Source organism: Actinoallomurus sp. CA-150999 (assembly GCF_050942425.1).
In the GTDB taxonomy this organism is placed as follows: domain Bacteria; phylum Actinomycetota; class Actinomycetes; order Streptosporangiales; family Streptosporangiaceae; genus Actinoallomurus.
The window spans coordinates 4,674,780-4,693,931 of record NZ_CP192063.1 but is presented as its reverse complement, the minus strand read 5'-3'; the positions used below and the strand labels follow the sequence as shown (position 1 = coordinate 4,693,931).

Annotated in this window: 12 protein-coding genes; 5 read left to right on the top strand and 7 right to left on the bottom strand. The window is 70.7% G+C overall.

Annotated elements, in window-relative coordinates; all coding sequences use genetic code 11:
• Window positions 1-49 precede the first annotated feature (49 nt).
• Complete coding sequence (locus tag ACQP2O_RS21895; protein ID WP_433188125.1) at window positions 50-1,948, bottom strand: PIG-L family deacetylase; 1,899 nt, start codon at window positions 1,946-1,948, stop codon at window positions 50-52.
• A gap of 289 nt (window positions 1,949-2,237) precedes the next feature.
• Between ACQP2O_RS21895 and ACQP2O_RS21890 the strand changes: the two genes are divergently transcribed.
• Window positions 2,238-3,302, top strand: coding sequence for a sodium:calcium antiporter (locus tag ACQP2O_RS21890; protein ID WP_433188123.1), 1,065 nt, complete (start codon window positions 2,238-2,240; stop codon window positions 3,300-3,302).
• Between the two features lie 85 nt (window positions 3,303-3,387).
• Here ACQP2O_RS21890 and trxA read toward each other — a convergent pair whose 3' ends face one another.
• Window positions 3,388-3,747, bottom strand: a complete 360-nt coding sequence (gene trxA / locus ACQP2O_RS21885) for a thioredoxin (RefSeq protein WP_433188120.1) — start codon at window positions 3,745-3,747, stop codon at window positions 3,388-3,390.
• Between the two features lie 444 nt (window positions 3,748-4,191).
• On the opposite strand from trxA, the gene ACQP2O_RS21880 reads away from it, so the two are divergent.
• The 3 genes from ACQP2O_RS21880 to ACQP2O_RS21870 all read left to right on the top strand — a co-directional run bounded on the left by ACQP2O_RS21880 (window position 4,192) and on the right by ACQP2O_RS21870 (window position 7,187).
• Window positions 4,192-5,490 carry a helix-turn-helix domain-containing protein gene (locus ACQP2O_RS21880; protein ID WP_433188117.1) on the top strand — a complete coding sequence of 433 codons (1,299 nt, stop codon included), beginning with the start codon at window positions 4,192-4,194 and terminating at the stop codon, window positions 5,488-5,490.
• A gap of 116 nt (window positions 5,491-5,606) precedes the next feature.
• Window positions 5,607-5,753, top strand: coding sequence for a hypothetical protein (locus tag ACQP2O_RS21875; protein ID WP_433188115.1), 147 nt, complete (start codon window positions 5,607-5,609; stop codon window positions 5,751-5,753).
• 180 nt (window positions 5,754-5,933) lie between these two features.
• A complete protein-coding gene (locus tag ACQP2O_RS21870) occupies window positions 5,934-7,187 on the top strand; it encodes a glycosyl hydrolase family 8 (RefSeq protein WP_433188112.1) in 1,254 nt (417 codons plus the stop codon).
• 10 nt (window positions 7,188-7,197) lie between these two features.
• On the opposite strand, the gene ACQP2O_RS21865 is transcribed toward ACQP2O_RS21870, so the two are convergent.
• From ACQP2O_RS21865 to ACQP2O_RS21855, 3 genes are all read right to left on the bottom strand, one after another.
• Window positions 7,198-11,424 carry a trypsin-like peptidase domain-containing protein gene (locus ACQP2O_RS21865; RefSeq protein WP_433188109.1) on the bottom strand — a complete coding sequence of 1,409 codons (4,227 nt, stop codon included), beginning with the start codon at window positions 11,422-11,424 and terminating at the stop codon, window positions 7,198-7,200.
• The gene (locus ACQP2O_RS21860; RefSeq protein ID WP_433188107.1) at window positions 11,421-11,786 is read right to left on the bottom strand and encodes a CU044_2847 family protein; all 366 of its coding nucleotides are present in this window, start codon (window positions 11,784-11,786) and stop codon (window positions 11,421-11,423) included. The genes ACQP2O_RS21865 and ACQP2O_RS21860 overlap by 4 nt, the downstream gene beginning before the upstream one ends.
• A gap of 233 nt (window positions 11,787-12,019) precedes the next feature.
• The gene (locus ACQP2O_RS21855) at window positions 12,020-14,107 is read right to left on the bottom strand and encodes a glycoside hydrolase family 31 protein (RefSeq protein WP_433188104.1); all 2,088 of its coding nucleotides are present in this window, start codon (window positions 14,105-14,107) and stop codon (window positions 12,020-12,022) included.
• A 334-nt stretch (window positions 14,108-14,441) separates the two neighbouring features.
• On the opposite strand from ACQP2O_RS21855, the gene ACQP2O_RS21850 reads away from it, so the two are divergent.
• Window positions 14,442-17,573: an alpha-N-acetylglucosaminidase TIM-barrel domain-containing protein gene (locus ACQP2O_RS21850; protein ID WP_433188101.1), complete on the top strand. Its 3,132-nt coding sequence runs from the start codon at window positions 14,442-14,444 to the stop codon at window positions 17,571-17,573.
• Between the two features lie 81 nt (window positions 17,574-17,654).
• Here ACQP2O_RS21850 and ACQP2O_RS21845 read toward each other — a convergent pair whose 3' ends face one another.
• Both ACQP2O_RS21845 and ACQP2O_RS21840 read right to left on the bottom strand, forming a co-directional pair.
• Window positions 17,655-18,686 carry a nitronate monooxygenase gene (locus tag ACQP2O_RS21845; protein WP_433188098.1) on the bottom strand — a complete coding sequence of 344 codons (1,032 nt, stop codon included), beginning with the start codon at window positions 18,684-18,686 and terminating at the stop codon, window positions 17,655-17,657.
• Between the two features lie 33 nt (window positions 18,687-18,719).
• Window positions 18,720-19,112, bottom strand: coding sequence for a tautomerase family protein (locus tag ACQP2O_RS21840; RefSeq protein ID WP_433188095.1), 393 nt, complete (start codon window positions 19,110-19,112; stop codon window positions 18,720-18,722).
• Between the last annotated feature and the right edge of the window lie 40 nt (window positions 19,113-19,152).

Genomic DNA, 19,152 nt, shown 5'->3' with positions numbered 1-19,152 from the left:
TCGCCCGGCGTCGTCGTCTCGAATATGGCCGCCATGCGCTCAGGGTATATCAGCGGCCGATGGCCCGCCACGCGGCTTTCTCGCCGTGAGCGCGCGCGGCGACGTGCAGCCGCCCGTCGGCGCCCAGAGCGCACAGCTCCCCGCTGACCGGCAGTGGCGCGGGAACCCCGACCAATTGCATCCGCGGCGGCCGCCCGGTGACCGGCGGCTCGCCGTCGAGGCCCCGCGCGGCGTTGACGACCGCCGGAGTGTCCCAGAGCTTGGCCGCGACCTGACGGGAGATCGTCATTGTCCGCGCGGTCCACGGCTCGCGGAACAGGACCCTGATCCGGCCACCGGCCAGCTCGGCGGCGAGCGGCGCGATCGCCCCGGCCACCGGGAGGGTGCCCGCGAAGACGAGAGGCTTGCCCTGCGCGTGCTGGCGCCACCACAGGACCTGCGAGCGGGTCGCGGCGAACAGCTCGATCAGCCCGCCGTCGGTGACGACCGCCGCCAGGCCGTCCTGGACGTCGCCATACCGCAGGTGCTTCTTCTTCGGCTCGGGGGAGACGACCTGTCGCATGTCGATGCCCGGCAGGTCCGTCCACTTGTGGCTCCAGCCGCCCGCGCCGAGGAACCGTGCGCTGACGCCCCCGCGCCCGTTGCGGACGAACACCGCGACCATCCCCGAGCCGTCGACCACGGCCACCGGGGCGCCGGCCTGGTTGCGGATCTTCGCCGGGTCCGGGCGGCCGAGGGACCGCCAGCCCCCCTGGTCGAACGCGACGACCTCCCCGGTGTCGGAGCGCAGGCCGAGCACCACCGGCCCGGCGGCGGCCACCGCCGGCGCCAGCGGGCCGCCCGGATCGCCGAGGAACCGGGGGCTCGACCAGCGGCCGCCCGTACGCCGCCAGGCGACCAGGCGGCCCCCGCCGACCGCGTACACGGTGTCCATCGCGGTGAACCCGGTGCCGCGCGGCCACCGGTAGACCATCCGCGCCTCGTAGGCGTCCCAGTGGGGGTTCTCGGCGTTGATGCGGTAGTCGTGCGCGGAGTACGCCGCGAACACGCGCTGCTTGAACTTGTTGTCGGCCTCGCTGAGGTTCACCGCCAGGTTGCGGATGTTGTAGTCGCGGTAGTTGACCTGCAGCACGAGCCGGTCGGAGTGGCGTGCGGCGTAGCGGCGCACGGCCTCGCCGGCGAAGTGGGCGGCGGCGATGTGATCGGGGTGGTCCGCGCTGTACCGCTCGTCGGGCGCGATGTCCTGGGAGCGTACGACGGTCGGCCGGAAGCTCTGCATCAGGTCGGTGAGCGCGGTGAGGATGTCCTCCCGGGTCAGGCAGCGCCGGTACGGCGAGCCCTCGGGCGCCTGGGTCCAGCCGCACAGCTCCGGATGGTCGGCGGCGCTCCACAGCTTGCCCAGGGTGTGCCAGCTCAGGCTGGCGCGCGGGTCGCGCCCGTCCGGCACGAGCATGAACACCAGCCGGATGTCGGGCCGGTCGACGAGGGTGTACGACTGCAGCCGCATCGAGCCGGCCGTGAGGGTCTCCTGCCGCCACCGGTCGCGGACACCGAGCATGAGGGCGTAGGCCGTCCGCAGGCCGGTCTCGCGTTCGGCGACGTAGGCGTTCACGTCATGGGTGTCGGGCGGGACGCCGGCCTTGCTCTCCCCCGCGCTGAGGTAGACGGTCAGGTGCGGCGATCCGGCGCGCAGCGACTCCGACAGGTCCGGCGTCATGAACAGCAGGTCGTCGTCCTCGTGGGCGACGATCTGCAGATAGCGGGAGCGGGCCGCGAGCGTTCCCGGCGCCGCGGCGCCGTGGCGGTTCACCGACGCGCGCGTGTTGCTCTCGGAGAGCAGGCCGATGCCCGTGCCCAGCCCGGCCGCGGCAACGGCACCGACCAGGAAGAACCGCCGCCGATCGGGTCCGAATAGCGGAGCTCCGGATGCGGACGGTTCGTTGGACATGCGGCGGACACTCCCGTGATCGGCGCGGATGAGTGGGAACGAATTGAGTATCGCGGAACGCCGGACCTGTCCGTGCCCGGAAGCGGGACGCCGGACCGTCGAGTAAGCTGGACGCGGCGAAGGGGAGTAGTCCCGCCGGCCGGTCGTCGACATACTGGAGCGCTCAGCGCTCCCGGTGCCCGGGCCCCATGACAGGGGTGGACGAGACCTTCGGCTGTCGGTGACCGCTGTTCACCGTGAGCCGAGGTCTCTTTTCTTGTCTCACGGTGTCCCGATCGATGAGGAACTCATGCTGCACGTCGTGATCCTGCTGGCATGCGCCGTCGCGATCTACTTGTCCTGCGAGTGGTTCGTCAACGCCGTGGAATGGCTGGGCGTCCGGTTGAAGGTCGGACCGCTCGCCGTCGGGACCCTGCTCGCCGCGTTCGGCACGGCGCTTCCGGAGAGCGTTGTGACGTTCGTCGCCGTGGTTTTCGGCTCCGGCGAGGCGCAGAAGGACATCGGTGTCGGAGCCGCGATGGGCGGCCCCCTCGCCCTGGCCACCGTCGCGTACGGCGTGACCGGCTTCATGATGCTGACCACCCGCCGGAAGCTCCAGGCCGCCGCCCGTACGGCCGCCCCCGTCGGCGGCGGATCCGGCGCGGCCACCGAGGACACGACGGTCGGCACGCCGGGCGACGACCTGGGCGACACCGGCAAGCTCGCGCGCGACCAGCGGTGGTTCCTCGCCATCTTCGTGGTGAAGGTGGCGCTGGGCCTGGTGGCCTTCGCGTTCAAGCCCTGGCTCGGCCTGCTCTTCTTCGCCGCGTACGCGGTCTACTTCTGGCGGGAGCTGCGCGACGGCGGCGAGCACGGCGACGGCGCGGACCTGGAGCCGCTGCTCCTGCAGCGCCGCCGCGAGACGCCGGCGACGTGGGCCGTCGTCACGCAGAGCGTCGTCACCCTTGTGATCATCTTCTTCGCGTCACAGCTGTTCGTGCACCAGCTCGACGCGATCGGCCCGATGATCGGCCTGCCCGCGGCGGTCACCGCGCTGCTGCTCTCCCCCATCGCCACCGAGCTGCCCGAGATCATGAACGCCGTGATCTGGGTCCGCCAGGGCAAGACTCCGCTTGCCCTGGCCAACATCAGCGGCGCGATGATGATCCAGGCGACCGTGCCGTCCGGGCTGGGCATCCTGTTCACGCCGTGGCGGTTCGACGGCGCCCTGCTCCTGTCCGGAGTGGTCACGATGGCGGCCATGGTGTTCCTGCTGGCGATGCTCAGGACGGGCCGCTTCAACGCCCGGACCCTGACTCTGGCGGCCGGTTTCTACGCCGTCTTCGGGCTCTGCCTGATCCCGATCCTGGCCTGATCCCGATCCTGTCCCGATCAGGACGGACCGGCGGTGACGCCGGTCCGCGGTCGGTGGCGGTGCCGGGCGGGACCGGCGGGAGCGGTCAGGCCTTCTTGGCCAGGCGGCTGCGCACGTCGTCCATGTCGAGGGCGCGTACCTGCTCGATGAGGCTCTCGAGGGACTCGGCGGGGAGCGCGCCGGGCTGGGAGAACACGATCACCCCGTCGCGGACCGCCATGATCGTCGGGATGGACCGGATGTCGAAGCGCATCGCCAGGTCCTGTTCGGCCTCGGTGTCGACCTTGCCGAAGACGATGTCCTCGTGCGTGGCGGACGCCTCCTCGTAGATGGGCGCGAACATCTTGCACGGCCCACACCAGCTGGCCCAGAAGTCGACCAGCACGATGCCGTCGCCGCTCGCGGTCTTGTCGAAATTCTCGGCGGTCAGCGTCGTCGTCGCCATGTCACAGCTCCTCGGTGTCGGGGTCAACGGGTCCTATCAGGCCACCCGCCCCCAGCACAACAGAGGAGGCACGCCGGTAATTCCGATGGCGCGCCGACACGAACGGTCCGGCGATGATGGCCACGACTCTCGGCCTCACAGCCCGGGTCCCCGGTCATACCGGGGGTGCCTGGGATGCGCAGCTCCTCGAGAGTCATCGCCGGACCGGTTGCAGACGCGCGCTTACCGGCGCGTCTGCGGAGCCGGAAGGTCGGTCAGCAGCACCGGCTGAACGCGTCACCCGGCGACGCCGTGTCCGCGGACGCGGAGACGGTGCCGACCGCCTGTACACCGACGAGTGAAGTGACTATAGCCAACACGAACAGGGCGATGACCCTGCGAAGGTGTGACATTGTTTTCTATCCTTTCGTGTGGTTCTGTCATTTTCTTGTAGAGGCGGACGGGATGCCAGGTCAAGAATCGCTCGGGGAACGGGTTCGTAACTTGCGGTTGCGCAAGCAACTTTCGCAGGCCCAGCTGGCCTGGCCGGAACTCTCCGACAGCTACGTGTCACTCATCGAAAGCGGCAAGCGCAGCCCCGCGCCGAGCATGGTGGCACTCCTGGCCCGCAAGCTCGGCTGCTCCGAGTCGTACCTGCTCACCGGGGTCACCGAGGAGACCATCAGCGGGCTCCGCGAGACGCTGGGGTACGCGCAGATCGCCCTGCAGAACGGCGCCGCCGCCGAGGCACGCATCCGCTTCTCCGAGGTCCTCGCCGACCCCGCCCTCGCCGACCTGCCCGCGCTCGCGCACGATGCCCGCTGGGGTCACGCGCTGGCCCTCGAGGCGACCGGAGCGCTCGAGGAGGCGATCACCGACCTCGAGCTCGCGACCGAGACGCTCTCCCCGCTGTCGGAACCCGAGCGATGGGCCGAGGTCCACACCGCGCTGAGCCGCTGCCACCGCGAGCGCGGGGATCTGGCCCTCAGCATCCAGGTCGGCGAGGACGCCCTCGAGCGGCTGACCGCGGCCGGCGGTCCGTGGACCGACACGATGGTGATGCTCGGCTCCACCATCCTGGCCGGCTACGAGATGCGCGGCGATCTGGCGTACGCGAGACAGCTCGCGGAGATCCTCATCGAGCGCGCGGAGGCCATCGGCAGCCCGCGCGCGCTGATGGCCGCGTACTGGAACGCCGCGTGGGTCGCGGATCTGCGCAGCGACGCCCAGGAGGCGCTCAAGCTGTCCGAACGCGCGATCGCCCTGCTCGGCGAGGAGAACGATCCGCGCAACCTGCCCCGGCTGCGGATGGCGTACGCCTACTTCATGCTGCGCGCCCACCCCGAACAGGCCGAGCACGCCCGGGAGCTGCTGGACCAGGCCGAGGGTGAGATGGTCTCCGGTTCGGCCAGCACGGTCGACATCGCGTGGTGCCTCATGTACCAGGCGCGAGCCGAGATCGCGCTCGGGCGGCCGATCGAGGCCGCGGCGCTGGCGCGGCGGGCGACCGACATGCTCAGCGAGACCGCCGGAATGGCCATCGCCGAGGCCTACACCGTCCTGGGTGACGCGCAGGTGCGCCTCGGGCTCCGCGAGGAAGGGGTCGCCGCGTTCTCCCAGGCGGTGGAGTACCTGGAGAAGATGGAGGCGCACCGGCCCGCCGCCCGCGCGTGGTTCGACCTGGCGGAACTGCTCGGGGCCGCGGGGCAGGCCGACGGGCAGAAGGCCGCCTTCCAGCGGGCTCTGGCCTGTATGGGACTCTGAACCGAAGTTCGCGGGAACCGATCCACCCCGCCTCGCGTCTACCTTGTCGTTCATGGAAGGCTTCATCCGGAAAAGCTGGATAGAGCCTGAAGTACGACCCTCGGAGGAATGACGTGATGGTTCGGCGGATCCGACTGGCAGCGGTGGCGGTCGTGGCGCTCACCCCCGCGTTGCTGACGCTGTCGGCCTGCGGTCACTCTCATCACCACGTGGTGCATCACCACGTCGTCCACCATGTCGTGGTGCACCACCGCCACCACTGACGGGATGTCGCCGGCCGGAGGCCCCGGCCGGCCCCTTCCTCCTCTCAACCGATTCGCCGACTCCTCTTGACGCGCGCGCGAAGTGGACTCATCCTCGGAGCTTGTTAGGAAACCTTCCTAACATCCGTCGGATGTCGGCGTGCCGACCCGGCGGCGCAGTCCCCCGCCGAGGAGGCCCGCATGTCCCACAGAAGGGGCCGGTCGACTGCCCTCGCGACCGCGGTCGCCGTCATCTCACTCCCCCTCGTCGCCGCGACCGGCCAGGCCGGCGCCGCTCCGGCGGCCACGGCCCAGCAGGCCGTCGCGGCCGCGACCCCCGCCCACCCGTTCCCGACGCATGTGACGTACAAGACGGGCGTCATGCCGTCCGCGAGCCAGTCCGCGCGCGACGCCGCCGTCACGAAGCAGTACGGCTCCTGGAAGAGCAAGTACCTGCGCGCCGCCTGCGGCGGCTACCTCGTCTACGCCACCGGGGACGCCCCGAACAAGGGCACTGTCTCCGAGGCGCAGGGCTACGGCATGAACATCGTGCCGCTCATGGCCGGCTACGACGCCGACGCCAAGACGGAGTTCGACGGGCTGTGGCACGTGGTGTCCACCCACCGCGACTCCCAGGGCATGATGGAGTGGAAGATCGACGGCAGTTCCTGCAAGTACGCCGACTCGGGCACGCCCGACGGCGCCACGGACGGCGACCTGGACGTCGGGTACGGCCTGATCCTCGCCGACAAGCAGTGGGGCGGCTACACCAGCGCGGCCAACGACTGGCTGGCCAAGCTCTACGCCGCCGACGTCGCCTCCGACGGGCACCTCAAGTGCGAGGACGACGGGCCGAACACCGACACCCGCCCGTCCGACCACATGCTCGACCACCTGCGCGCCTTCGCCGCCTACGACACCGCCCACGACTGGAACAAGGTCGTCACGCGCACCGAGGCGGTCATCAAGGCGTTCACCGCGAAGTACTCCCCCACCGCGAACCTCCTGTCGGACTTCGTGGTGAAGGCCAACACCAGCAGCCCGCAGCCGGCGCCCGCCGACTACCAGGAGAGCCAGCCGGACAACATCGTCGGCTACAACTCCGTGCGCGTGCCGTGGCACATGGGAACCGACGCCCTGCTGTACGGGTCGTCGGTGAGCGTCGGCGTCGCCACGAAGGAGTCGGCGAGCTACAAGAGCCACGCGGGCGGCGACCCGGCGAAGATCTACCCGCACACCAAGCTCGACGGCAGCCCGACCCAGACCGACGACCAGTCCGAGGCCGCCAACGACCCGGTCGGCGTGGCCGCCATGGCCGCCGGCGACCAGGCCTGGACGGACAAGCTGTGGAACTTCCTGGCCACCAACCCGTACGGCGACACGTACTACGGCGAGACGATCAAGATGCTCGTCTACATCGTCATGGCCGGTGACTACTGGTCCCCCGCGAGCTGACGTCGGCGGATCAATGACTCGTATCCGAGCACGTGGGCCCGCCGGGCACTCGCACCGGCAGGCCCGCGCGCTCATCAGGGGTGAAGTCGCGGTAACCGATGATCCGGCACAGCTGCCGGGCCCACGCCCCGGGATCGAGAACGAGCGCTCCGGCGTCGTCGCCGTCGGCGTACACCACCGTCCTGCCGTTCCTCGACGCGTCGAGGAACTGGTAATGCGTGGCCGAGATGGTGTCCGACGCGTCGCCGAAGTCGTACGACTGCTGGTAGGCGCGGGCTCCGACCCGGTAGACGCGCACGGCCTCGTTGGAGGCCAGCAGGAAGTGGCCGTGCGCGTCGAGGAACTTGGCGACGAAGGTGTCATTGCCCAGGCTGGGCAGTGGGCCGAGTTCCCTGCGGAGGGGGTGGCGCCGCCACAGTTCGACCACGCTGCCGTGGCGGAGCAGGGCGAAGTAGCGTCCGCTGGGGTCGTAGACGAGCGCGATCGTGTCGGTGCCGGTCGTCATGTCGGGCCTGAGCCGGCCGGTCCGCAGGTCAAGGACGTGGACGACCCGGTCACCGCCGGCGAGGACGATCACCTCGTCGCCGGTCGTGTACTCGCTGACGTAGAGCTGCGGAACGCCCCCGGCGACCGTCGGGTGCAGCGCCGTGGCATCGAACTCGGCCAGTCGCCGCCCGTCCCGGGGGTCCCACAGCTGGATCCGGGTGCCGGACACGGTGACCAGGTGATCCGCCCGGTCGAAGAAGTACGTCAGGGTGCTCGAGGACGTGGTGTCGACCGGCGGTGGCGGGACGGTGATCTGCGCCGTCGGCCGCAGCGAGGCGGCATCGCGTACGGCGATGAGGGATTCGCCCTCCCGCTCCGCCAGCAGCCTTCCGGTCCGGTCGAACCGGGGGACGTCGGCCTTGTCGGGGACGAGGTACGGCTTCGGCCGCACGGCTTCGGCCAGCGGCCTTCCGGTTCCATCGGTGGTGCGCAGTTGCAGGCGGGACCCGTCCTTGGCGACGTAGACGACGCGGCCGCCGTCGGGCGTGAGCGCGGCGCCGCCGACATCGATGTTCCCCGGCCCGGAGGACAGGCGCGTGTAGGTGATCTGCGTGTCGGCGGTGCCGATGAGCACGGGCCCGCCGCCGGTCGCCGCCAGGCGCGGGTAGTAGGAGGAGACCACCCCGTCGGGCAGGTGGGTCTGCGAGACCTGCCTGCCCTGGTCCAGGTCGATGAGGCTCATCGAGGACGCCCCGCCGACCGCGACGTGGTGCCCGGTCACGTCGGTGGCGGCCAACTGGCAGACGTTCTCGCCCTTCTGCGTGTACGGCCGGCCCACCGGTGCTCCGTCGGCGACGCGCCGTGCGGCCACCGCCGCCCCGCCGTCCCCGGTCCGGCAGAACGACACCACGTTCCCGTCGCCGGACACCCCGAAGCCGCTGACATCGGTCGCAACGGTGCGCTTCGCGCCCGTCGCCAGGTCGACGGCGACGACGTCCTCGGTATGCGACGGACCGGAGCGGTACACGCCGGTCAGCACCGTCCGGTCGTCGGGACCGAACCACACCGTGCCGTCGTTGTCCTTCGGGGCGGGCACGCGCCGGGGCGCGCCGCCCGTCCGCAGGTTCCACCAGACGACGTGGGCGCTGGACTCCGAGGCGAGCAGCGCGCCGTCCTCCGACAGGTCCGCCCGGTTGTCGGCGAACGAGTTCTCGGCGACCTCGGGCGCCGCGGGCAGCCGATGCGGCGCGCCGACCAGGCCGCGGTCGGCGTCGCGCACGTCGTACCACTCCACGGAGCCGTCGATGTTGACGAACGCGACCCGCTCGCCGTCGGGGGCGACCACCGGGAAGTCCACCTGAGTGTCGGAGTCCAGCCGCCGCTGCCGCATGCGGCCGTCGGCGGCGTGGGTGAACAGCGTCGCCGTGCCCTGGACGGTGCGCGCCAGCAGGACGTCGCCGTTGCGGCTCGCCTGGATCCTGGCGACCTGCCCGAGCAGCCCGGAAAGGGTGCGGTCCGACCAGGAGTACTTGAGGTACGCCCGCAGCAGCGCGTTGCGCGCCTCCTGCGTGGGAGAGGCCCGGTAGGCGGCGAGGGCGAGCATCACCGACTGCGCCGGGTCCAGGTAGGCCTCGTCGGCCGAGGACTGCACCAGCGCCCGCGAGTCGGCCAACGCGTCGAGTCCGGCGCTGACATGCCGCTGGTAGGCGAACAGCGACCCCAGGACCAGAGCCAGCGCGACCAGACCCGCCAGTCCGGACAGGATCACCTGGCGCCGGCGGGCGCGCGCACGCCGATGGAGTCGGCCTTGGCGCAGATAGTCGCGTTCGGCGTCGCTCAGGTAGGTCGAGCGTTCGGCCGGCCAGCGATCGGCGAGCTCGAGAGTGGACGAGGTCGGCAGCAGGTCCGGTGTCCGGCCGGCGTCGTTCCAGCGGTCCAGGTCATGCTGGAGCGATCCACGCCAGGCAAGGAACGAGCGGTCGTCGGCGACCCAGGCGCTCAGCCGGTCCCAGCCGCCGATCAGCGCCTCGTGGGCCAGCTCCACCGTCTCGACGCCCTCGCCGTCCCGGTCGGTCACGAGAAGCCGGGTCGCGGCGAGCCGCCGGGCGATGTCCCACTCCTCCGCACTCATCTCGGAGCGCAGGGCGGTCCTGCGCGTCGCGGTGGTGGAGCCGACCGGAAGGCTGATGAGCCGAGTGAATAACCGCTTGGCGTCGGGTTCCTCGGACGAGGGAACGCTCTCGGCCCATACCCTCTCGGCGTACGCGCTCAGCGCTCCGGGCACTCCGCCGAGCTCGTCGTAGGCGGCGTGGGTGAGCAGGCCACCGCTCTGCTGCCGCCACAGCAGGTCGAGGGTGAAGCCGAGCAGGGAGAGGGCTCCGGGCTCGGCGCCGGTGTCGGCGAGGATGCGGTCGACGAGGCGGTCCTCATAGCCGACTCCGGAGATCGCCGCGACCGGTGCGGTGACGACCCGCCGAAGATCCTCCTCGGACATCGCGCCGAGGACGTAGACCGGACGCCGTACGACGGGGGCGATCCGGGGATGGGCCAGCGCGGTCTCCAGGAAGTCGGCGCGCAGGGTGGTGAGCACGCGGACGGCGTCCGGCGGCGCGTCGGTGAACAGCACGCCGGCCAGCGCGTCCACCGCCTCGGTCTCCTGGGCGAGCAGTTCCTCGAACTGGTCGACCACGATCAGCAGCCGATCCCGTCCCTCGTTCCGCAGCACCTGCGGGACCAGATCACCCAGGCCGCCGTCGGCCAGCGCGTCCCTGAGGCCCGGGAGCCGCAGGAGACGTTCGGTGGCGCCCAGGTCGGGCTCCAGCAACGCCAGGAGCGCGGACGCCAGCGCGGACAACGGACTGCTGCCGGAACCCGGCCGCAGCACGGCCACCGCGAAGCCCTCCGCCCTCAGCCGCGGTACGACGCCCGCCAGCGCCAGCGAGGACTTGCCGGAACCGGACGGACCGACCAGGCATACGCGGCGTTCGGCGCGCACCATGGCCGCGAGCTCGTCGCTCTCCTTCTCCCGGCCGTGGAACACCCCGGCGTCGGCCTCCTGGAACGCCGCCAGGCCCCGGAACGGCGACGAGGGGAGGACGAGCCCGCGAAGCGGCGGCCAGGCCGCCATCAGGGCCTCGGTCGGGATGAGGTAGCTCACCGGCGGATCACCCGCTTCGGCGACCGCCATCATGCCGACCGCGCCGGCGAGGTTCTCGTCCCACACCGGGCCGCCGCTGAAGCCCCCGGAGACCCGGTAGCCGGCCCCGGTGAGGTCGACCTGCACCCAGCCGTCGGCCTGCCGCGACCGCAGTACGCCCGAGTGCCACACTCCGCCGGAACGCCCCAGGGGAAAGCCGAAGGCCCGCGCCGGATGTCCCCACAGGTCCCGGGCCTCCACCAGGCGGATCGGCCGGGCGCCGGGCGGGGATTCGTGGAGCCGGAGCACGGCGACGTCGCCGAGGGTCTCCGCGCCGGCCGCCGGCGGCACCCAGTGCTCGACGCTCGCCTCGACCGACGGCGCGGACGGCAGCAGCGGCAGGTCCAGCCGGAGGCGGGCGGACGCGTCGGGCCGCGTCCCACGATCGGCGCCGAGGGCGGCCGAGACGACATGGGCGCAGGTCAGCGCGAGCTCGGGGGTGACCAGGAAGCCGCCGCCGACCGGCTCACCGCTCGCGTCGTGGATCCGGAGCATCGCCGTGTCCAGGGCCGCAGGCCCCAGCCCGGCGGCCGCCTCCGGCCCCGCGGGGGTCATGAGGAGAACGCGGCCGGGTCACCAGAGTCGTTGGCTGCGGGTCTCCACTTCAGCGACACCGAGAAGGCGGCCTCCGCCGCCGTACTGGTGATCACCACGTCGGCCTCCGCGGACAGGGAGATGCCGAACTCGACGCCGATCTCATCCGGGGCGTCGACCATCTCCCGGAAGCTGCTGACGAAGTCCTCCGCGACGGGCCGGATGCCGGCGAGCATCTCGCCGAGCGAGCGCGTGGCCCGTGCGACGACCTGGCCCGGCCGGGCGGCCTTGACCAGGCCGTCGGCGGACTCGGCGATCTGAACCTTGACCACTTCCGCCGATTCGCCGTTCACCGTCACGGGCAACTCGACCAGATACGCCATGTTCCTCTTCCGCTCGTCACCGCTCTTCGCGGCATCCCTGCGCTTTCAGCGACATCCGCCCCGAACCGCCGTGTACACGGCGCGCGATGCCGAACGTACAACAGGAGTCGCCGATCCAGAAGGTGATCGCGGGATCACGGTTCCATCCCCGGCATGACCGCTGGTCGCCGTGAGCCGGGCTCCACGAAGGCCGCCCGGCCGGTGACCGAGGTCACCGGCCGGGCAGGTCGGTCTCAGTTCGCCGCTGGTGCCGTGCGCGTGCGTTTGAGGGCGCTGATCGCCTTTTGCGCCCCCTCCGCCTTCAGATCGACGAACGCCGGGGTGACGTCCAGCGGCGTCCGGTAGCCGTGGAGCGTCTTCGGGCCCTGGATGACGGTGCCGTGGTTCACGTCGAACCACTTTCCGGACGGCAGGAACACGTCCCGGGTCGTACCGCTGGTCAGCTGGGGCGCCGCCAGCACGGCCGGGCCGAGCATCCACTCGTCGTTCACCGTGTAGGCCCGGGCGTCCTTCGGGAAGTCGAAGAACAGCGGGCGCATGATCGGGTCGCCGGTGGCGACGCTGTGCTTCACCTGGTCCCAGATGTAGGGGGCGAGCCGGCCGTGCGTCTGGACGGCGTCGCGGTAGCGGTCGATCGTCTCCTGGTCGTACGAGACGGGTTTGCCGGTCTTCACGTCGTTGGTGCCGGCCGGCGACGCGGAGGAGTACATCAGCGGCATCAGCGCGGCCGACTGCGCCCAGCGGATGAGGACGTCCTTCTTCGGCGCGGGCTGGCCGCCGGAACCACCGATCATGTCGGTCTCGACGAACGGGTAGCCGATCGTGGAGATGGCGAGGTTCTGGGTGACGGAGGCGGCGAGGGAGTTCCAGCCCGTTCCCTTGTCGATCTGGCGGATGACGAAGCCGGTCTTCTGCGACCCGCTCCAGTGCGTCCGGATGCCCGCGCCCTGCAGGTCGAAGCCGTCGGCCAGTTCGGCCCCGAGCCGCTGGTAGTCGGCGCGCTTGTAGCCCTTGTCGGGCGCGCAGCTGTCGTCGAAGAAGCGGGTGTCGAACTTGAAGCCGTCCACCCGGTAGGTGCTCATCAGCTTCTTGAGGTTCGCGACATACCACGCCTTGGCGTCGGGGTTGGCCAGGTCGACGATGCCGGCCGTGCCGTTCCACCAGGTCACCTTGCAGGGCTTCGTGCCGTCGGTCTTGTCCTTCAGCAGGTAGCCGTGGTCGACGGCGTACTGGTAGTTCGTGGAGTCCAGGTTGATCCAGAGCGTGACCCAGATGCCGAAGTCGTAGCCCATCGCATGGATCTTGTCCGACATCGCCCGGGCGTCGGGGAAGGTCTTCGGGTCGAAGGTCAGGTTGCCGTAGTTGGACTCCCACTTGTCGTCGAGCTGGATCGTGTGTCCGGGGATGCGGTTGTCGTGCAGCTTCTGGGCCCAGTCGAGGATCTTGTTCTGGTCGACCTTCGTGTAGAACTGCGCCCAGGAGTTCCACAGCGGCTTGACGTACTGCTCGTAGGGGGCGTCGCTCTTCGCGGGCTTGCCGACGACGCCGGTGTGGTCGCGGTACACGTCGCGGGGGTTCGCCTCGACGAACACCGTCGCGTTGTACGTGCCGCCCGAGTCGATCGTGAAGCGGCCGAGGCCGTCGCTGCCGTCGTTGATGGCCACGTCCATGACCTCGCCGGTGTCGACGAGCAGACCCGTGGCACTCGAGGTGTACCAGAACGGATCGACCATCTCGTACGAGGCGGGGCCGAACGCGTTGTCGTGCACGTGCCCGGTCTCCAGCGGCCAGGGCTGGTCGGTGCCGGGGCCGCCCTGCGGGGTGGCCGTCTCGCCGTGGCCGTACCAGTGCCCGCCCGACTTCAGGTCGTACGCCAATCCGAGCTGATCGGGGCTGCCGCCCTTGACGCTCCAGGAAAGGGCGTACCGGTCGGCCTTCGGGGTGAGCAGCGCCTCGGCCGTGACGCCGTTCTGCGTGGTGGCCGCGTGGAGGCGCAGAACACCCTTCTTCCAGGTCCAGCCGGTGACCTTGGTCGCCCGCTGCCAGGCGCCGCCCGCGTGGAAGCGGAGGCCGCCGGTGGCGCCGCCGGCCGTGGCGAGCACCGTACGCCCGCGGCGCGCGGTCGTGATGGTCAGGGACGCGGTGGCGATGTCGACCGAGTAGCCCGGCGCCCCGGACGACGCGGGCACGGTCACGGTCACGGAGTGGGAGTCGTGGGTGACGCGCGGGCCGCCGGCCGATCCGGCCGCGGCCTGCGCGGGTGATACGGCGACGAGCGCGCCGAGCGCCGGCGCCGTGAGGGCGAGGCCGAACCTCACCATTCGATCATGCCATGACAGCACCCGATGCCTCCTCGTGAGGGTTCAGCAGGGCTGGCACCCCGAAACCCGGCCCGTGCAAGGTCATGATTTTTTCTGCTCATACTTGGATCCAAGCGAGCACATGTCAACACCCCTCACCGGAGCGTCGGCCTCCGTCAGCGGCTCGTTTATGCCGCTCACCTCCTAAAAAGCGCCAAATATGCCGATTCAAGGTTCTTCACGGTTGACGGCATGACTGCTCTGCGGCGTACGATCGTGCGCGATACGGCGCTCTATCAATCACATATGAGCACGGCGACGGGGGGCCGCGCCCTGAGACTCCACAGGAGCTTCGATGCGTGCCTCACCGTCCCCGTCGCCGACCGCCGTCGTCCTCACCGCCCTGCTCGCACTGCTCCTCGGAGTCGTGTCTCCCGCAGCGCGCGCCGCACCGCCGCCCGGACGCACGTCCGCGACGCCCGCCGGCGGCTCGTTCGACGTCGGTCCCGCCCGCGCCGCGCTGGCCCGCCTCATCCCCGGGCGCGACCGGCAGGTCGAACTCGTCCCCATGGCTCGCGGCGCCGAGGACGCCTTCCGCGTCTCCGGCCGGGCCGGGCACGTCGTGATCGAGGGCACCGGTTCCGCCGTCCTGCTCACCGGCTTCGGCTGGTACCTCAAGAACGTCGCGCACGCCGACATCTCCTGGAACGGCGAGCAGCTGAATCTGCCAGCCGTGCTGCCCGCGCCGTCCGCGCCGGTCACCCGCGCGGCGAACGTCCCCCACCGGTTCGCGCTCAACGACACCGACGACGGCTACACCGGGCCGTACCGGACCTGGACGGACTGGCAGCGCGAGATCGACGTGCTGGCCCTGCACGGCATCAACGAGGTGCTCGTCTACACCGGCGCCGACGCGACGTACTACGACACTCTCCGCGACTTCGGCTACTCCGACGCCGAGATCCGCGCGTGGATCCCGGCCCCGGCGCACCAGCCGTGGTGGCTGCTGCAGAACATGTCCGGCTTCGGCGGCCCCATCTCCAAGAGCCTGATCGAGCGACGCGCCGCCCTCGCCAAGAAGATCATCGGACGGCTGCGCGAACTCGGCATGACGCCGGTGCTTCCCGGCTACTACGGCACCGTGCCACCGGGCTTCGTCGCCAAGAACCCCGGTGCCCGGGTCGTCCCCCAGGGCACCTGGGGCGCCTTCACCCGCCCCGACTGGCTGGACCCGCGCAACCCGTTGTTCGCCCAGGTCGCCGCGGACTTCTACCGGCACCAGAGCGAGCGGTACGGCGACAGCACCATGTACAAGATGGACCTCCTGCACGAAGGCGGCCAGCCCGGTGACGTCCCGGTCGGGGACGCCGCGCGGGCGGTGCAGGCGGCACTGGAGAAGGCGCACCCCGGAGCGATCTGGACCCTGCTCGGCTGGCAGTCCAACCCGCGCCCCGACATCCTGTCCGCGGTCGACCGGAGCAAGGTGTTCATCGTCGACGGGCTGTCGGACCGGTTCCCGTCCGTCACCGACCGGGAGAAGGACTGGCAGGGCACGCCGTACGCCTTCGGCAGCATCTGGAACTTCGGCGGCCACACCACCCTCGGCGCGAACACCCCTGACTGGGTGAGCCTGTACCCACAGTGGCGCGACAAAGCGGGCAGCAAGCTGGCGGGGATCGCGATGATGCCCGAGGGCGCCGACAACAACCCAGCGGCGATGGCGCTGTTCACCGAGCTGGCCTGGACGCCCGGCACGATCGGGCTGGACGCCTGGTTCGCCGGCTACGCCAGGGCGCGGTACGGCGGCGACGACCCGCACGCCGCGGCCGCCTGGCAGGTGCTGCGCCGGACCGCGTACGGCACCACGCGCGCCGACTCCTGGAGCGAGGGCCAGGACGGCCTGTTCGCGGCACGGCCGAGCCTGAGCGCCACGACCGCCGCCGCGTACTCGCCGCAGCAGATGCGCTACGACCCCACCGCGTTCGACCGGGCGCTCACCGAACTGCTGCAGGTCGCGCCGGCGCTGCGGAACAGCTCGGCCTACCGGTACGACCTCATGGACGTCACACGGCAGGTGCTGTCGAATCGCAGCCGCCTGCTGCTGCCGCAGCTCAAAGCGGCGTACGACGCGGGGGATCGCCGGCGGTTCGAGGAGCTGACCTCGGTCTGGCTGCGCTCGATGACGCTGATGGACCAGGTGGTCGCGACGGACGGGCAGCACCTGCTGGGCCGCTGGCTCACCGCCGCCCGCGCGGCCGGATCGACCACCGCCGAAAAGGACCGGCTGGAGTACGACGCCCGCTCGATCATCACGACCTGGGGAGGCCGCGACAGCAGCGAGCAGGGCCTGCACGAGTACGCCAACCGTGAATGGGCCGGCCTGATCGGCGGACTGTACCGGCAGCGCTGGAAGACCTACTTCGGCGAACTCGACGCCGCCCTCACCGCCGGACGCGCCCCGAAGTCCATCGACTGGTTCGCGATCGACGACGCCTGGGCTCACGGGCACCAGCGGTACGCCACCCGGACGACGGGCGACATCGGCAGCATCGCGCGGACCGTGGCTGCGACGCTCGCCCGGGACCCGCACCAGACGACGCTGACCGCGTCCGCCGACCGGACGGCCGTCGCCGCCGGGCAGTCGGTCACGCTGACCGCGTCCTTCACCGACCGTGATGGCTTCGCCGCGGCCCGGAACGTGAAGCTGTCGCCGGCCCTCCCGGCCGGGATGACCGCCGAACCGCTCGGCGCGGTCACAACGGCCTCGGTCGGGCCCGGTGAGACGTTCACCGCCCGTTGGAAGGTCACCCTGACCGGCGCCGGCGACGAGGTGGTCGAGGCCCTGCCGGTCACCGCCACCTACACCACGGGCGGAACCAACGGCTCGACGTCGGGGGCGGCGAAGGTCATGGCGGCCACCGGCGTACGACCGCCGCTGAAGACGGTCTCGTTCAACGACGCGGTCTTCGGGCAGGCCGGCGACGATCTCGCGATCGAGGGCGCCGGGGCCGACCTGTGGAGCGGCACCAACGAGTTCGGAGCGGCCTACCTCGACGACTCCCTCGGCACGGACGGCACCGTCACCACGAAGGTCGTCACTCAGGACCGGACCGGCGGCTGGGCCCGCGCCGGGATCATCGTCCGCGATGACCTGACACAGAACGGTGCGGCGGGCTACCTGAACCTCGCGGTGACCCCGGACAACGGCTGCGTCCTGTCCTGGGACTCCGACGGCGACGGCCGGCTCGACTCGGTGAAGCAGGACACGTCCTTCGCCGCCCCGGCCTACCTACGGCTGGCCCGCAAGGGCGCGGAGTACACCGCTCAGTGCGGCACCGACGGAACGACGTGGCGGACCCTCGGAACGGTCACCGTCGCCGGCGCGACCGCGACGCAGGACGCCGGGGTGTTCATGACCGCCGCCAACGGCTGGACCGGCACCCGCGGCATGGCCCAGTTCCACCACCTCAGCGTCACCGGAAACTGAACCCAGGCCTCGGCGAATGGCTCATCTCGACCGCGCATCCGGTTGAGATGAGCCAGTTTCGCCAGGTGTGCGGGGTGCATGTCAGAGTTGGGAGGACAGCCGCCGCAGGATCTGCGCGGCGGGCTCGGCGGTGGCATTGCGATGCCCGGTGCCGGCCCACAGATTGATTCGTTCAGAGTCGTCCGCGGCAGCGGCGGCCTTGCGTATCGGGCTGGTCAGGTGGTGCAGCGCGGGATAGCCGGCCGGGGCGAGGTCGGTGTAGCGGTCGGTGAAGTGGTTGCGCAGTGCCCGCGCGGGCCGCCCTGTGAACGCCCGGGTCACTACCGTCTCGCGTCGTTCCGGGTCGGCCAGCGCGGCCCGGTAGGGACGTGAGGTGCCGGCCTCGTCCGCACGTAGCAGGACGGTGCCGACCATGACCGCAGCGGCTCCGGCACGTACCGCCCCGGTCACGGCGGCCGGGGTGGCCAGCCCGCCCGCGGCGACGAGCGGCAGCGATACCGCCTGGCTCACCTGGCCCAGCAGGTCGGTCAGGGGGATGGACGCCGGAATGTGCTGCGGGGTGACCGTTCCGGAGTGCCCTCCCGCGGCAGAGGCCTGCACGGCCAGCATGTCGGCGCCCGCTTCCACGGCCGAGCGAGCCTCAGCGGGCGAGGTGACCGTCTGGATGACCAGGGTTCCAGCGGCGCGCAGCGCGGCGATCACGGCCGTCTCCGGGATGGCGAAGGTGAAACTGACGACCGGCACCGGGTCGGACAGCAGCAGGTCGATCTTGTCCGACCAATGGTCATCGTCTTCGACGGGTTCAGCTGCCAGTGGATCGATGTCGTAGGCCTGGGCCTCAGGCGCGATAGTGCGGGCGTAGCGGCGGAAGGCATCCGGATCAACCGGGACGGGGTTGGGCGCGAACAGGTTGACCCCGAAGCCGACGCCGTCAGAGCGGACCGTGGCGATCTGCCCGGCCAGTACGTCAGCGGTCTTGTAGCCGCCGGCGAGGAACCCGAGGCCGTTCGCCCGGGCCGCCGCGGTGACCAGGGCCGGCGTGCTGGGGCCGCCCGCCATCGGCGCGGCCAGAATCGGGGCGCTCGCCCCGAGAGCGGTCAGTGGGGAAGCCATGACATGTCTTCTTCCCATCGGGATTCCCTTGCGTCACTGCAACTCACCGGTCAGGAACTGGGCACGGCCATGTCCGAAGGACCAGTCCTCGTCTCCATTCTCGGTGATAGAGACGATTAGATCACTCGGCGCGAGCCCACAATCATGTTGCAACCGGGTCGCCAGCGACTCGTAGAGCCTCTGTTTCTGCTCCCGCGTACGATGCCGGCTTATGACGTGAATGATGACCAAGCGATCCGTCCGCTCGATCCCAAGGTCCGTGTCCAGAGCAATAACCTCATCGGGGCTATGGTTGTCCACCACGTGATAGCAGTCACGCTCCGGGACGCCAAACGATTCGACTACCGCGGCATGGGCAGATTGGAGTAGGCTTCTAACTTCCTCTGGCCTGCGGCCTCTCACCAGATGGAACTGCAACAACGGCATACCCTACCTCCCGAACCTTCCGATTTAATTCGAGTCTGCT